This is a genomic window from Micrococcus sp. HMSC067E09, from assembly GCF_001812555.1.
Classification (GTDB): domain Bacteria; phylum Actinomycetota; class Actinomycetes; order Actinomycetales; family Micrococcaceae; genus Micrococcus; species Micrococcus lylae.
This window is the reverse complement of record NZ_KV809417.1, coordinates 192124-205867: the sequence shown is the minus strand read 5'-3', so window position 1 is coordinate 205867 and position 13744 is coordinate 192124. Positions and strand designations below refer to the sequence as shown.

The window sequence follows — 13744 nt, the reverse complement described above, 5'->3', positions numbered from 1 at the left end:
GACGCCCAAGGAGGCCACCATGGCCCGCAAGAAGTTCCTCTCCCTGACCGCCGTCGCCGCCGCGGCCGCACTGTCCCTGTCCGCCTGCTCCCCCTCCGCCACCGAGAGCAGCGAGGAGAGCTCCTCCGCCGACGGCTCCAAGAAGGGCGGCTCCGGCGAGTCGCTGACCATCGGCATCAAGTTCGACCAGCCGGGCCTCGGCTTCCGTGAGGGCTCCAACGACCCGACCGGCTTCGACGTGGAGGTCGCCAGGTTCGTCGCCAAGGAGATGGGCGTGGACGAGGCGGACATCACCTGGGTCCAGACCCCGTCCGCCAACCGCGAGAACGCGTTGGAGAACGGTGAGGTCGACATGATCTTCGCGACCTACTCCATCACCGACGAGCGCAAGGAGCGCGTGGCCTTCGCCGGTCCGTACTTCGTGGCCGGACAGGACCTGCTGGTCCGCGCGGACGAGGAGGAGATCACCGGCCCGGACTCCCTGGACGGCAAGAACCTGTGCTCGGTCACCGGCTCGACCTCCGCGCAGAAGATCAAGGACGAGTACTCCCAGGGCGTGAACCTCGTGGAGCAGGGCGGCTACGCCGAGTGCGTGACCTACCTCGAGTCCGGCCAGGTGGACGCCGTCACCACCGACGACATCATCCTCGCCGGCCTGGCGGGAACCGAGGCCAACAAGGGCAAGTTCAAGGTGGTCGGCGACCCGTTCTCGGTCGAGCGCTACGGCGTGGGCCTGAACAAGGACAACGACACCTGCCAGCAGATCAACGACGCCATCCAGAAGATGAAGGACGAGGGCGCCTGGGAGGAGGCGCTCAAGTCCAACACCGAGGGCACCGGCTACGAGGCCGACGACGAGCTCAACTCCGGCGCGGACGCCGAGTTCGAGTCCTGCGACTGATCCTGCCGTCGGTGATCGCCCACCACCGGTGACCACCCACCACCACGGAGCCGACCGGGTCGGCGGCGTCCTGCACGGACCCGCCGGCCCGTCCGGTCCGCCCCTGTCTCACCCCTGGGAAGGCCCATGGAATCCCTGACCACCCTCTTCGAGCAGTACGGCTCGCAGATCCCGGTCGCGTTCTGGATGAACATCAAGCTGACCGTCCTCGCGGCGATCGGCTCGTTCGTCCTCGGCGTCGTCCTGGCACTGTTCCGGATCTCGCCGGTCGCCTCGCTGCGCGCCGTCGGCACCGCCTACGTGCACCTCGTCCGCAACACTCCGCTGACGATCATCATGCTCATCGGCGTGCTCGCCGTCTGGGGGCAGCTGAAGATCACGTTCGCGGACGACTTCACGCTGAACTTCTTCATCTTCGCGGTCATCTCGCTCTCGCTGTACCACGCGGCGTTCATGTGCGAAGCGATCCGCTCCGGTGTGAACACGGTCCCTCAGGGGCAGGCCGAGGCCGCCCGGGCGATCGGCCTGGGCTTTTTGCCCGCCGCCCGCCTCGTGATCCTCCCGCAGGCCCTGCGCGGCGCGATCACGCCGATCGGCAACACCCTGATCGCGCTGACCAAGAACACGACCGTCGCCGCCGCGGCCTCCGTGGCCGAGGCCTCCGTCCTGATGAAGACGATGATCGAGTTCCGGCCGGACGTCATGGTGGCGATCTTCATGACCTTCGCCGTCGGCTTCTGCCTGATCGTCATCCCCATCGGCCTGCTGACCACGTGGGCCTCCGACCGTCTGGCGGTGGCACGATGAGCGCCCAGTCCGTCCTCTTCGACGCTCCGGGCCCGAAGGCCCGCCGGACCGTGTTGATCGTCAACGTCGTCGCGCTGATCGGGGTGGCGATCGTCGCCTGGATCGTGTTGGGCATGCTGAACGAGCGCGGCCAGCTCGAGCCTTCGCGCTGGATCAGCGCCATCAACGGCAACGCCTGGTCCAACTACTACCTGCCGGGACTGCAGTTCACGCTCCAGTCCGCGGCGATCGCGGTGGTCACCTCGGTGCTCTTCGGCCTGGTGTTCGGCTTCCTCCGCCTGGCGCCCTACGCGCCGATCCGCGCCGTCTCGGGCGTGGTCGTGGAGTTCCTCCGCGCCGTGCCCGTGCTGCTGATGATGGTGTTCTTCTACCAGGTGTTCGCCATGCTCGGCCGCGCCGGCGTGATCCCCTCGGCCGACGGCCCGTACTTCGCGGTGATCGTCGGGCTGACGCTGTACAACGGCGCGGTGATCGCCGAGCTCGTGCGCTCCGGCGTGAAGTCCCTGCCGAAAGGGCAGCGCGAGGCGGCCGCGGCGATCGGCATGACACCGAACCAGTCCCTGCGCCTTGTGGAGGTCCCGCAGGCCCTCGTGGCGATGCTGCCGTCCCTGCTCAGCCAGTTCGTGGTGATCCTCAAGGACTCCGCCCTCGGCTACCTGATCGGCTTCTACGAGCTGCTGCAGTACGCGCGTCAGCTCGGCTCCGGCCAGGGCAACATCCTGCAGACCCTGGTGGTCGCCGCCGTGGTGTTCATCGTGATCAACGTCCTGCTCACGTGGCTGGCCACCCTGCTGTCCACGAAGCTCTCGTCCAAGACCGCCGGCCGCACCAAGCCGCGTGCCGGCTCCTCGGCCGTGAAGGTCTGAGCCTGCCCGCCCGGGCGGTGGACGACGACGGCGCCGGCACCTCTCGGACGGAGGTGAGGGCGCCGTCGCCTCCCCGTCGCCTCCGGTTCGGCTCCGGGTCGCCTCGGGGTCGCCTCGGGGCCGCCAACGGCGATGCTCGGCCGCTCAGCCGGCCAGCAGCCAGGCGCGCAGCGCCTGCAGGCAGGCGTGCACCTGCCCGCGTCCGACGTGCTCGTCGTCCGTGTGGGCGAGCAGGGCGTCTCCGGGGCCGAAGTTCACGGCGGGCACGCCGAGCTCGGAGAAGCGGGCCACGTCCGTCCACCCGTACTTGGGCTTCGGCTCGCCGCCGACCGCGGCCACGAAGCTCGCCGCCGCGGCCCGGTCCAGCCCGGGGCGGGCCGCCGGTGAGGCGTCCGTGACCTCGACCTGCCCGTCCCAGTCCACCCCGGCGGCCTCGAAGACCTCACGGACGTGGGCATGGGCCTGCTCCAGGGTCTTGTCCGGGGCGAAGCGGTAGTTGACCTCCACCGTGCAGGCGTCCGGGATGACGTTGCCGGCCACGCCGCCGGTCACGCGGATCGCGTTCAAGCCCTCACGGTATTCCAGGCCCTCCACGGTGATCGTGGCAGGCTCGTAGTCCGTCAGCGCCGTGAGCAGCTGCCCGGCGTCGTGGATGGCGTTGTGGCCGCGCCAGGCGCGGCCCGAGTGGGCGGCGACGCCGCGGAAGGTCACCCGGTACCGGTTGGTGCCGTTGCAGCCGCCCTCGACGACTCCGTCGGTGGGCTCGAGGAGCACAGCGAAGTCGGCCTCGAGCAGCTCTGGGGCCTCACGCACCACACGGGCCAGGCCGGAGCGCATCGCGTCGACCTCCTCATGGTCGTAGAACACCCAGGTGACGTCATAGGCCGGAGCCGGCCCGTCCTCCGCGCCGACGAGGCCCGCCAGGGCCAGCTGCACGGCGACACCCGACTTCATGTCCACAGCGCCGCGGCCGTAGAGGACGTCCCCGTCCCAGACCGACGGGACGGTGCCGCGCGAGCCCTCCACGGTCGGCAGCGGCACGGTGTCCAGGTGGCCGGCCAGGATCACACGCTGCGGCAGTCCCAGATCCGTGCGGGCGACCACACAGTCGCCGATGCGCGTCGTCTCCAGCCGGGGCAGGGCGCGCAGCGCCTGCTCGACGGCATCGGCCAGCGGCGTCTCCCAGTCGGAGACCGAGTAGGCGTCCAGCAGGGTCGCCGTGAGCTCGGCCACGTCCGGGCCGGCGGCCAGGTCCGGCAGGTCCACCGGACGGCCGGCGTACGGGTGCGGGGTGTCTGTGGTGGTGTCCATGGCGCCAGTCTAGGAACCTGCTGCCCTGCCCGCCCTGCGGACGACCGTGTGGTGAGACGGCAGACGGGCGGAGCATGCGCCGTCGTCGTGATGGCTAGGCTGGCCCCATGACCGACACCGCGCAGAACACCGCCCGCCTCGTCTCCGGCCACGGCCTGGCCACCCGCGCCGCCGACGGCTCCGTGCTGGACGTCTGGTTCCCCGCCCCCGTGGCCGGGGACCTTGCCGCCGCCGACGCCTCCGTGGCCGACACCCTGCAGGCCGCCGCAGCGGACGACGCCGACCGCGGCACGACCCAGGCGGTCGTCGAGGTCACCGCCGACCTGGACGCCGCCCCCGCCGACGCCCTGGACGCCTGGCTGCGCCTGCACGCCCTCTCCCACCGCCTCGTTCGCCCCAACGAGGTCAACCTGGACGGCGTCTTCGGCCTGCTCACCAACGTCGTCTGGACCAACTTCGGTCCGTGTCCCGTGGAGGGCTTCGAGCTCACCCGCGCCAAGCTGCGTGCCCGCGGCACCGTCAACGTCTACGGCGTGGACAAGTTCCCGCGCATGACCGACTACGTGGTCCCCTCCGGCGTGCGCATCGGCGACGCCGACCGCGTCCGCCTCGGTGCCCACCTGGCCGCCGGCACCACCGTGATGCACGAGGGCTTCGTGAACTTCAACGCCGGCACGCTGGGCACCTCCATGGTCGAGGGCCGTATCGCAGCCGGCGTGGTGGTGGGCGACGGCTCCGACCTCGGCGGAGGCGTGTCCATCATGGGCACCCTCTCCGGCGGCGGCACCCAGAAGGTGAAGGTCGGCGAGCGTGTGCTCGTCGGCGCGAACGCCGGCATCGGCATCTCGATCGGCGACGACTCCGTTGTGGAGGCCGGCCTCTACGTCACCGCAGGCACCCGCGTCACCGTCCTGCGCGAGGGCGAGGAGCCGACCGTGGTGAAGGCCGTGGAGCTCTCCGGCGTCCCGAACCTGCTGTTCCGCCGCAACTCCACCTCCGGCGTGGTGGAGGTCCTTCCCCGCGCCGGCCGCACCGTCGAGCTCAACGACGCGCTGCACGCCAACTGACCCGTCGTTCGCGCGCCGGGCGGTCCGCATCCGCCCGCCTCCGCGCGCGGCGCACACACGGAAGGGGCCCGGAATCCGTGGCGGATTCCGGGCCCCTTCACGCGTTCGGGCGGCCGGGGCGTCAGCCCTTGACCGTGCGCAGGTCGTGGCCGGTGTAGACCTGGCGCGGACGGCCGATCTTGGTGGCCGGATCCTCGATCATCTCCCGCCACTGGGCGATCCAGCCGGGCAGGCGGCCGAGGGCGAACAGGACGGTGAACATCTTCTCCGGGAAACCCATCGCCTTGTAGATGACACCGGTGTAGAAGTCCACGTTCGGGTAGAGCTTGCGCTCCACGAAGTAGTCGTCCGCGAGGGCCTTCTCCTCGAGGCGCTGGGCGATCTCGAGCAGCTCGTCGTTGCCGCCGACCTTGGAGAGGATGTCGGTGGCGGTCTTCTTGATGATCTTGGCGCGCGGGTCGTAGTTCTTGTACACGCGATGGCCGAAGCCCATCAGCCGGACGCCGTCCTCCTTGTTCTTCACCTTCTCCATGAAGTCCTCGGGCTTGATGCCCTCGGCCTGGATGGAGCGGAGCATGTTCAGGACGGCCTCGTTGGCGCCGCCGTGCAGCGGACCGTAGAGGGCGTTGATGCCGGCGGAGACCGAGGCGAACATGTTCGCGTGGGCCGAGCCCACCAGGCGCACGGTGGAGGTGGAGCAGTTCTGCTCGTGGTCCGCGTGCAGCATGAGCAGCAGGTCCAGGGCCTTGACCATGTCCGGGTCGATCTCGTACTCCTCGGCGGGGACGCCGAAGCAGAGCCGCAGGAAGTTCTCGACGTAGTTGAGGTCGTTGTGCGGGTACATCATCGGCTGGCCCAGCGACTTCTTGAAGGCGTAGGAGGCCAGCACCGGCAGCTTCGCGAGCAGGCGCACGGTGGAGATGTGCACCTGGTCCTCGTCGAACGGGTCCAGGGAGTCCGCGTAGAAGGTGGAGAGCGCGGAGACGGCGGAGGAGAGCACCGGCATCGGGTGGGCGTCGCGCGGGAAGCCGGCGAAGAAGGACTTGAGGTCCTCGTGCACCATGTTGTGGCGCAGGATGTTGGTCTCCCAGGACTCGGACTGCTCGGCGGTCGGCAGCTCTCCGTTGATGAGCAGGTAGGCCACGTCCATGAAGGTCGAGTTCTCGGCCAGGTCCTCGATGGCGTAGCCGCGGTAGCGCAGGATGCCCTCGTCGCCGTCGATGAAGGTGATGGCGGACTTGGTGTTCGCCGTGTTCATGAAGCCCGGGTCGTAGGTGACCTTGCCGGTCTCCTTCAGCAGCGGAGCGATGCTCAACGCTTCGGTGCCGACAGTGGACTCCTCGACGGGCAGGTCGAGCGTCTTCTCGCCGACGGTGAGTCGAGCGGAGGCGTTCTCAGTCACGGTGCACTTCCTCATCTTCAGTGGTGACGCCTGCACGAAGGCGTCGGGATGCTCGCCGACACGGATGCCGACCGTCTCCTAACCTACCAAGTCAGCCACGGGCGGCGGAATCCAGCCGCCGGGCGGCCTCGTCCACGGCCGCGCACGGCGCGGTGAGCGCCACACGCACGTAGCCGTTGCCGGCCTCGCCGTAGAAGACGCCCGGACCGGCCACGATGCCCAGGTCCGCCAGCTCGCCCAGCAGCGCCCAGGAGTCGTCCGCGGTGGCCACGGCCGGGTCCACGTCGGACCGACGGGTCCACAGGTACAGGCCGGCCTGAGAGGAGTCGACCGTGTACCCGGCACCGCGCAGCGCCGGCAGCAGGACCTCTCGACGACGGCGGTAGCGGGCCTTCTGCTCCTCGACGTGGGCGTCGTCGCCGAGCGCCACGGCCATGGCGTGCTGGACCGGTCCCGGCACGATCATGCCCGCGTGCTTGCGGGTGTTCACGAGCGTGGCGATCAGCTGCGGGTCGCCGACGGCGAACGCCGCGCGGTAGCCGGCCAGGTTCGACTGCTTGGACAGCGAATAGACGCTGAGCAGGCCGGTCGGCTCGCCGCCGGAGACGGCCGGGTCCAGCAGGCAGGGCACCTGCTGACCGGTGCCGCCGTGCTCGGCGTCGTCCCAGCGGTCCCAGCCGAGCTCGGCGTAGCACTCGTCCGCGCACACGATCGCACCGAGGGCGCGGCCCTGGTCCGCGATCCGCTTCAGCGCGGGCGCGTCCAGCACCGCGCCGGTCGGGTTGGCCGGCGAGTTGGTCCAGACCAGCTTCACCCGGGAGCGCACGGACTCGTCCAGCTCGTCCAGGTCGTCGGCGGCCACGGCCTCGGCCCCGCAGAGCAGGGCGCCGATGTCATAGGTCGGATAGGCCACCGACGGGCGGACGACCACGTCCCCGGCGCCCAGTCCCAGCAGCGTCGGCAGCCAGGCGATGAACTCCTTCGAGCCCACCGTGGGCAGCACGGCCTGTGGGTCCAGGCCCTCCACACCGCGGCGCCGGGCATACCAGGCGACGATCGCCTCGCGCACCTCGGCGGTGCCGTGGGTCGTCGGGTAGCCGTGCGCGTCCGACGCGGCGGTGAGCGCCTCCCGGATCAGCTCCGGCGTGGGGTCCACCGGGGTGCCGATCGACAGGTCCACGGTGCCGCCGGGGTGCCGCGCGGCGCGCTCACGGTACGGGGTGAGCGTGTCCCACGGGTAGTCCGGGAGGGTGCGCATACGCTCAGGCGTCCTGGTTCTGCGGGGGCAGGGCGGCGATGATCGGGTGGTCCTTCGGGATCAGGCCCATCTTGGCTGCGCCGCCCGGCGAGCCCAGGTCGTCGAAGAACTCGACGTTCGCCTTGTAGTACTCGGCCCACTCCTGGGGCGTGTCGTCCTCGTAGTAGATGGCCTCCACCGGGCAGACCGGCTCGCAGGCGCCGCAGTCCACGCACTCATCCGGGTGGATGTACAGGGAGCGCTCGCCCTCGTAGATGCAGTCCACGGGGCACTCCTCGATGCACGCCTTGTCCTTGACGTCCACGCACGGCAGGGCAATCACATAGGTCATGGCCGACCCTTCACCTTTCCTTCAGGCACGGTCTTGTCTCTCGGCGTCCCAGCCTACTCTGCGACCGGCACGGCACGCGGTCTGCGACGGTGCTCCCGGCCGGCAACGACCAGCACGGACACCACCACGAGCGGCAGGCCCAGCAGCCACAGCCCGGAGGCGAGCATCGCCCCCGGCAACACCTCGAGCAGGCGGGCATGCCAGGGCAGGCCGAGGTCGTCGTGTCCGGGCAGCAGCTGCAGCGCCCACGCCGCGGTGAACGCGACGGCACCCAGCAGACCCCCGGCCACCGGCGAGGCGACCCGGCGGCTCCACCACAGCTGGGTGGAGCCGACCAAGACGAGGGCGAGCGCGGCGCCCCACGGCAGCGTCCAGGTGCCGGTCGGGGCCCACAGCTGCAGATGCAGCACGGTCCCCAGCAGACCCACGCCCACACCCAGGACGACGGCCCCTACCAGGGCGCCGGTCCGTCGTCGGGAGGCCGGCCGCCGGGAGACGGACGGGCGCACAGATGCCGGACTCATGCGTCCGGGTCAGGCGCGGGCACGGGCGCGTGCGGCCTTGAGACGGTCGTTGGCGTCCAGGATCACCTTGCGGAGGCGGATGTGCTCCGGGGTGATCTCCACGCACTCGTCCTCGCGGGCGAACTCCAGGGACTCCTCCAGGGTGAGGAGGGTCGGCGGGGTCAGGCCCTCGAAGGAGTCGGCGGTGGCCGAGCGCATGTTGGTGAGCTTCTTCTCCTTGGTGATGTTCACGTCCATGTCCTCTGCACGCGAGTTCTCCCCCACGATCATGCCCTCGTACACCTCGGAGCCGGGCTTGATGAAGAAGGTGCCCCGCTCCTGCAGGTTGATCATGGCGAACGGCGTGGCCGAGCCGGCGCGGTCCGCCACCAGGGAGCCGTTGGTGCGGTACTCGATCTCCCCCGCCCACGGCTCGTAGCCGGCCGCATAGGAGGAGGCGATGCCCGCGCCGCGGGTCTCGGTGAGGAAGCGGGTGCGGAAGCCGATCAGGCCACGGGCCGGCACCAGGAACTCCATGCGGATCCAGCCGGTGCCGTTGTTGGACATCTCCTGCATGCGGCCCTTGCGGGCGGCCATCAGCTGGGTGACGGCGCCCATGAACTCCTCGGGGATGTCGATGGTCATGTGCTCCATCGGCTCGTGGACCTTGCCGTCCACGGTCCGGGTGACCACCTGCGGCTTGCCCACGGTCAGCTCGAAGCCCTCACGGCGCATCTGCTCCACCAGGATGGCCAGGGCGAGCTCGCCGCGGCCCTGGACCTCCCAGGCGTCCGGTCGCTCGGTCGGCAGGACCTTCAGGGACACGTTGCCGATGAGCTCCTTGTCCAGGCGGTCCTTCACCTGGCGTGCGGTGACCTTGGCCCCCTTGACGCGGCCGGCCAGCGGGGAGGTGTTGATGCCGACGGTCATGGAGATCGCCGGGTCGTCCACGGTGATCAGCGGCAGCGGCTTCGGGTTCTCCACGTCCGTGAGGGTCTCGCCGATCATGATGTCCTCGATGCCGGCGACGGCCACGATCTCCCCCGGACCGGCCTGCTCGGCGGGCACACGCTCCAGGCCCTTGGTGGCCAGCAGCTCGGTGATCTTCACGGTCTTGGTGGTGCCGTCCTGCCGGGCCCACGCCACCTGCTGGCCCTTCTTCAGGGTGCCGTTGAAGATGCGCAGCAGCGCCAGACGGCCGAGGAACGGGGAGGCGTCAAGGTTGGTGACGTGCGCCTGCAGGACCTCGCCGTCGTCGTAGGTCGGGGCCGGGACGCGTTCCATGATGACGTTGAACAGCGGCTCGAGGTCCTCAGACTCCGGCAGGGAGCCGTCGGCCGGCTGCTCGAGGGAGGCACGGCCGGCCTTGCCGGAGGCGTAGACCACCGGCACGTCCAGCACGGCGTCCAGGTCCAGATCCTCGACCTCCTCGGCCAGGTCCGAGGCCAGGCCCAGCAACAGGTCCATGGAGTCGGAGACCACGCCATCGATGCGGGCGTCCGGGCGGTCGGTCTTGTTCACCACCAGCACCACGGGGAGCTTGGCGGCCAGGGCCTTGCGGAGGACGAAGCGGGTCTGCGGCAGCGGGCCCTCGGAGGCGTCCACCAGCAGCACGACGCCGTCCACCATGGACAGGCCGCGCTCCACCTCGCCGCCGAAGTCGGCGTGGCCCGGGGTGTCGATGACGTTGATGGTCACGGTCTGGCCCTCCGGTGCTGACGGACCGGAGTAGAACACGGTGGTGTTCTTGGCCAGGATCGTGATGCCCTTCTCCTTCTCCAGGTCACCGGAGTCCATGACGCGCTCCTGGACCTCGCCGTGCGTGGAGAAGGCGCCAGTCTGGCGCAGCATCGCGTCCACCATCGTGGTCTTGCCGTGGTCCACGTGGGCCACGATGGCCACATTGCGCAGGTCGGTGCGGGCGGTCGGATTCGAGGTCATGAAGGTCCTGTCCGGGAGGGTGGAGGAATGCTCGGGGAACACGCCGACGGCGGCCCTGCGTGCGATTGTACGCGCGTGGGGCCGCCGTCGTGGTCGGGCGGTGCGGAACGTCACCGCTCGGTGAGACCCCCGCAGAGACGGCGACGACGGCCGGGCGGGTGCCCGACCGTCGTCGCCTGCCGCTGTGGTGCGGCCCGCTGTGGTGCGGCGTCAGGGGATCCGATGTGGATCAGTAGGCGTGTTCGCCGAAGGAGGCGAGCAGCTCGCGGCGCGCCTGGCGGCGCTCGGCCTGCTCGTCCGGGTCCGGCACCGGGGCCGCGGCCAGCAGACGCTGGGTGTACTCGGCCTGCGGGTTGTGCAGCACGTCGTCCGTGAGGCCCTTCTCGACCTCGCGGCCGTCCTTGAGCACGAGCACCTTGTGCGCCAGCATGTCGACGACCGCGAGGTCGTGCGAGACGAACAGGCAGGCGAACTCGTAGCGGGACTGCAGATCGGCGAACATGTCCAGCACGGCGGCCTGGACGGACACGTCGAGGGCCGAGGTCGGCTCGTCCGCGATGAGGACGTCCGGGTCCAGGGTCAGCGCGCGGGCGATCGAGATGCGCTGGCGCTGACCGCCGGAGAGCTCATGCGGGTACCGGTTCACCACGGAGCGCGGCAGCTTCACGGCGTCGAGCAGCTCGTAGGCCCGCTCGAGGCGTGCCTTCCTGTCCCCCACGCCGTGGACCACCATCGGCTCGGTGATGACGTCGCCGATCGGGAAGCGGGGATCCAGCGAGGCCGCCGGATCCTGGAACACCACGCCGATGCGCTTGCGCAGGGCACGCTGCTCCTTGACCGGCATGGAGGCCAGTTCCTGGCCGTAGATCTTCAGCGAGCCCGAGGCCACCGGCAGCAGGCCGAGGACCGAGCGGGCGATGGTGGACTTGCCGGAGCCCGACTCGCCCACCAGGCCCATGATCTCGCCCGGCGCCACGGAGAAGGACACGTCATGGACCACGCGGTTCTTCTTGCCGCGGTGGTCGTACTCCAGGCACAGGCCCTCCGCCTCGATCGCGTACTTCGCCTTGGTCTGGGTCGCGGTCACGGTCTCCGGCTCGGCCACCTCGAAGGAGGTGCCCAGGCGCGGGACGGCGGAGAGCAGGCGCTGGGTGTAGGGGTGCTGCGGGTGCTGCATCACCTGGTGCACCGGACCGGACTCCACCAGCTCGCCGTGCAGCATCACGCAGACGCGGTCGGCCATGTCCGCCACCACGCCCATGTTGTGCGTGATCAGCAGGATGCCGGTGTTCATCTTGTTCTTCAGCGACCGCAGCAGCTCGAGGATCTCGGCCTGCACGGTCACGTCGAGCGCCGTGGTCGGCTCGTCCGCGATGATCGCCTTCGGCGAGCAGCTGATGGCCATCGCGATGACGATGCGCTGGCGCTGGCCGCCGGAGAACTGGTGCGGGTACTGCTTCAGGCGGTTGTGGGCGTCCGGGATGCCCACCATGGTCAGCAGCTCGACGGCCATCTTGTCCGCCTCGGTGCCGTAGGCCAGGCCGTGCAGCTGGATGGACTCGGTCAGCTGGTCGCCGACCGTGAGCACCGGGTTCAGCGCGGTCATCGGCTCCTGGAACACCATGGCGATGTCCTTGCCGCGGACGCTGCGCAGCTTGGCGGGGCTCATCCTGAGCACCTCCTCGCCGGCGAGCTTCACCGAGCCGGTGATGTCCGCGTTGCCCGGCAGCAGGCCCATGGCGGTGGAGCTGGTCACGGACTTGCCGGAGCCGGACTCGCCCACCAGGGCGACGACCTCGCCGGGCTTCACGTCGAACGTGACGCCCTTGACGGCGTGGACCTGGCCGAACTCGGTGTCGAACTTGACGTCGACGTCCGTGAAGGACAGGACCGGCTGGCCGCCGAGGTCGTCGTGGCGCTTCACGATGCCCATGGCCGTGGTGGTCGGGCCGGCGACGGGGCCGCCCCCGCCCTGCGGGGCGTCGGCAGCGGTCGAGCCGGTCGGGGTGCCCTGGGCGGATGCGCCCTGCGCCGCCGCGGCGGCGTCGTTCTTCTTCTTTCCGAACATGGAATGCACTTCCTTCTCAGCTCGTGTCACTGACCACGCGGGGTGCCGGGATGGCCGCGGTCGGTGTTCTTGTCCACACGGGCGATCGGCCCCTCGGCGGACGCGGGGGCGTCGTTGGGGCCCTCACCGGCGGTCGTCGTGGCCGTGGGCTTGACGTCCGTGGCCACAGCACCGCCGGAGGCGGTGGCGGCAGCGGCCGGCGTGGTGGAGGCGGTGGCCTCGTCCAGGGCCTTCTTGCGGCCGGAGAAGCCAAGGAAGCCCTTCTTCTTGCGGGCACCGCCGCCCTGACGCGGGTCGAAGGCGTCACGGAGGCCGTCGCCGAGGAAGTTCACGGACAGGGCGATCGCCAGGATCAGCATGCCGGGCCACCAGAACAGCCAGGGGCGCGTGGTGAACGCGTTCTGGTACTGGGAGATCAGCAGGCCGAGCGAGGACTCCGGCGGCTGGACGCCGAAGCCCAGGAAGGACAGGGAGGTCTCCAGGAGCACCGCGCCGGCGATCGCGAAGGTCGCGTTCACCACGATCACGCCGATGGTGTTCGGCAGCAGGTGCTTGAAGATGACGCGGCCGGGCTTGGCGCCCATGGCCACGGCGGCGGAGACGAACTCCTTCTCCCGCAGCGAGAGGACCTCACCGCGGACCAGGCGGGCCAGGGAGGTCCAGGACACCAGGCCCAGGACGATGGCCAGCGGGATGATGCCGCCCGGCAGATTGTTGGACATCTTGCCGAGCACGGCGGCCAGCACGAGCAGCGGGATCACGATGATCAGGTCCGTCAGGCGCATCAGCAGCGAGTCCACCCAGCCGCGGAAGTAGCCGGAGAGGGCGCCGACCAGCGCACCGATGGCGGTGGACACCAGGCCCACGATCACGGCGATGATCAGCGACTGCTGGGTGCCGCGCATCACGAGGGCGAACCAGTCCTTGCCGGACGAGTCCTGGCCGAACGGGTGCTCGCCCCAGCGCAGGCCCTCCCCGCCCAGGAACTCCGGCACGACCGACAGGGTCGGCTTGCCGCCGTTGATCACGTTGCCGGCGGCCAGGTAGGACTTGTCCCACCAGCCCGGGATCGGGCCGAAGCCGATCGAGGTGAAGGCGAACACGGTGATCACGATCAGCACGACGGTGGAGATCATCGCCGCGCGGTGCTTGAAGAAGCGCTTCCGGACCAGCTGGCCCTGAGAGAAGGACTTCCCCGTCTTCTGACGGAGCTTGGCGTCCTCGGCCTCGGCGAGGTCGAACGCCTTCTGCGCCTCTGTGGGCGCGGTGGTGTTGTTCTGCGTCATCGC

The 13744-nt window shown here is 70.0% G+C and carries 12 protein-coding genes; 4 read left to right on the top strand and 8 right to left on the bottom strand.

From position 1 onward, the window contains the following. The first annotated feature begins 19 nt into the window (after positions 1-19). From HMPREF2863_RS02695 to HMPREF2863_RS02685, 3 genes are all read left to right on the top strand, one after another. On the top strand, positions 20-901 hold the full coding sequence (locus tag HMPREF2863_RS02695) for a glutamate ABC transporter substrate-binding protein (protein WP_067189018.1): 882 nt from the start codon (positions 20-22) through the stop codon (positions 899-901). Between the two features lie 126 nt (positions 902-1027). After that, positions 1028-1708 carry an amino acid ABC transporter permease gene (locus HMPREF2863_RS02690; RefSeq protein WP_067189016.1) on the top strand — a complete coding sequence of 227 codons (681 nt, stop codon included), beginning with the start codon at positions 1028-1030 and terminating at the stop codon, positions 1706-1708. After that, the gene (locus tag HMPREF2863_RS02685; protein WP_070637709.1) at positions 1705-2574 is read left to right on the top strand and encodes an amino acid ABC transporter permease; all 870 of its coding nucleotides are present in this window, start codon (positions 1705-1707) and stop codon (positions 2572-2574) included. The genes HMPREF2863_RS02690 and HMPREF2863_RS02685 overlap by 4 nt, the downstream gene beginning before the upstream one ends. A 144-nt stretch (positions 2575-2718) precedes the next feature. Here the strand turns inward: HMPREF2863_RS02685 and dapE are convergent, their stop codons facing one another. Further along, positions 2719-3885: a succinyl-diaminopimelate desuccinylase gene (dapE, locus tag HMPREF2863_RS02680; RefSeq protein ID WP_070637707.1), complete on the bottom strand. Its 1167-nt coding sequence runs from the start codon at positions 3883-3885 to the stop codon at positions 2719-2721. 107 nt (positions 3886-3992) lie between these two features. Here dapE and dapD point away from each other — a divergent pair, with 107 nt between their 5' ends. Beyond that, positions 3993-4952, top strand: a complete 960-nt coding sequence (dapD, locus tag HMPREF2863_RS02675) for a 2,3,4,5-tetrahydropyridine-2,6-dicarboxylate N-succinyltransferase (RefSeq protein WP_070637705.1) — start codon at positions 3993-3995, stop codon at positions 4950-4952. A gap of 121 nt (positions 4953-5073) precedes the next feature. Here the strand turns inward: dapD and HMPREF2863_RS02670 are convergent, their stop codons facing one another. The 7 genes from HMPREF2863_RS02670 to HMPREF2863_RS02640 form a co-directional block, all read right to left on the bottom strand. After that, entirely contained in the window at positions 5074-6354 is a 1281-nt protein-coding gene (locus HMPREF2863_RS02670) for a citrate synthase (RefSeq protein WP_070637703.1), read from the bottom strand. 91 nt (positions 6355-6445) lie between these two features. Next, positions 6446-7612, bottom strand: coding sequence for a succinyldiaminopimelate transaminase (gene dapC / locus HMPREF2863_RS02665; RefSeq protein ID WP_070637701.1), 1167 nt, complete (start codon positions 7610-7612; stop codon positions 6446-6448). 4 nt (positions 7613-7616) lie between these two features. After that, entirely contained in the window at positions 7617-7943 is a 327-nt protein-coding gene (fdxA, locus tag HMPREF2863_RS02660) for a ferredoxin (RefSeq protein ID WP_067189004.1), read from the bottom strand. A 53-nt stretch (positions 7944-7996) separates the two neighbouring features. After that, the gene (locus HMPREF2863_RS02655) at positions 7997-8467 is read right to left on the bottom strand and encodes a hypothetical protein (protein WP_141756344.1); all 471 of its coding nucleotides are present in this window, start codon (positions 8465-8467) and stop codon (positions 7997-7999) included. Between the two features lie 9 nt (positions 8468-8476). Continuing rightward, positions 8477-10387 carry a translational GTPase TypA gene (typA, locus tag HMPREF2863_RS02650; protein WP_067189000.1) on the bottom strand — a complete coding sequence of 637 codons (1911 nt, stop codon included), beginning with the start codon at positions 10385-10387 and terminating at the stop codon, positions 8477-8479. Between the two features lie 229 nt (positions 10388-10616). After that, positions 10617-12320: an ABC transporter ATP-binding protein gene (locus HMPREF2863_RS02645; protein WP_070637806.1), complete on the bottom strand. Its 1704-nt coding sequence runs from the start codon at positions 12318-12320 to the stop codon at positions 10617-10619. A gap of 161 nt (positions 12321-12481) precedes the next feature. Next, entirely contained in the window at positions 12482-13741 is a 1260-nt protein-coding gene (locus tag HMPREF2863_RS02640) for an ABC transporter permease (RefSeq protein WP_082739553.1), read from the bottom strand. Between the last annotated feature and the right edge of the window lie 3 nt (positions 13742-13744).

What these genes read in the sequence shown, in the direction of transcription:
- HMPREF2863_RS02695 (WP_067189018.1), top strand. Translation starts at nt 20, where the DNA reads ATGGCCCGCAAGAAGTTCCTCTCCCTGACCGCCGTCGCCGCCGCGGCC.
- HMPREF2863_RS02690 (WP_067189016.1), top strand. Translation starts at nt 1,028, where the DNA reads ATGGAATCCCTGACCACCCTCTTCGAGCAGTACGGCTCGCAGATCCCG.
- HMPREF2863_RS02685 (WP_070637709.1), top strand. Translation starts at nt 1,705, where the DNA reads ATGAGCGCCCAGTCCGTCCTCTTCGACGCTCCGGGCCCGAAGGCCCGC.
- dapE (WP_070637707.1), bottom strand. Translation starts at nt 3,885, where the DNA reads ATGGACACCACCACAGACACCCCGCACCCGTACGCCGGCCGTCCGGTG.
- dapD (WP_070637705.1), top strand. Translation starts at nt 3,993, where the DNA reads ATGACCGACACCGCGCAGAACACCGCCCGCCTCGTCTCCGGCCACGGC.
- dapC (WP_070637701.1), bottom strand. Translation starts at nt 7,612, where the DNA reads ATGCGCACCCTCCCGGACTACCCGTGGGACACGCTCACCCCGTACCGT.
- fdxA (WP_067189004.1), bottom strand. Translation starts at nt 7,943, where the DNA reads ATGACCTATGTGATTGCCCTGCCGTGCGTGGACGTCAAGGACAAGGCG.
- HMPREF2863_RS02655 (WP_141756344.1), bottom strand. Translation starts at nt 8,467, where the DNA reads ATGAGTCCGGCATCTGTGCGCCCGTCCGTCTCCCGGCGGCCGGCCTCC.
- typA (WP_067189000.1), bottom strand. Translation starts at nt 10,387, where the DNA reads ATGACCTCGAATCCGACCGCCCGCACCGACCTGCGCAATGTGGCCATC.
- HMPREF2863_RS02645 (WP_070637806.1), bottom strand. Translation starts at nt 12,320, where the DNA reads ATGGGCATCGTGAAGCGCCACGACGACCTCGGCGGCCAGCCGGTCCTG.
- HMPREF2863_RS02640 (WP_082739553.1), bottom strand. Translation starts at nt 13,741, where the DNA reads ATGACGCAGAACAACACCACCGCGCCCACAGAGGCGCAGAAGGCGTTC.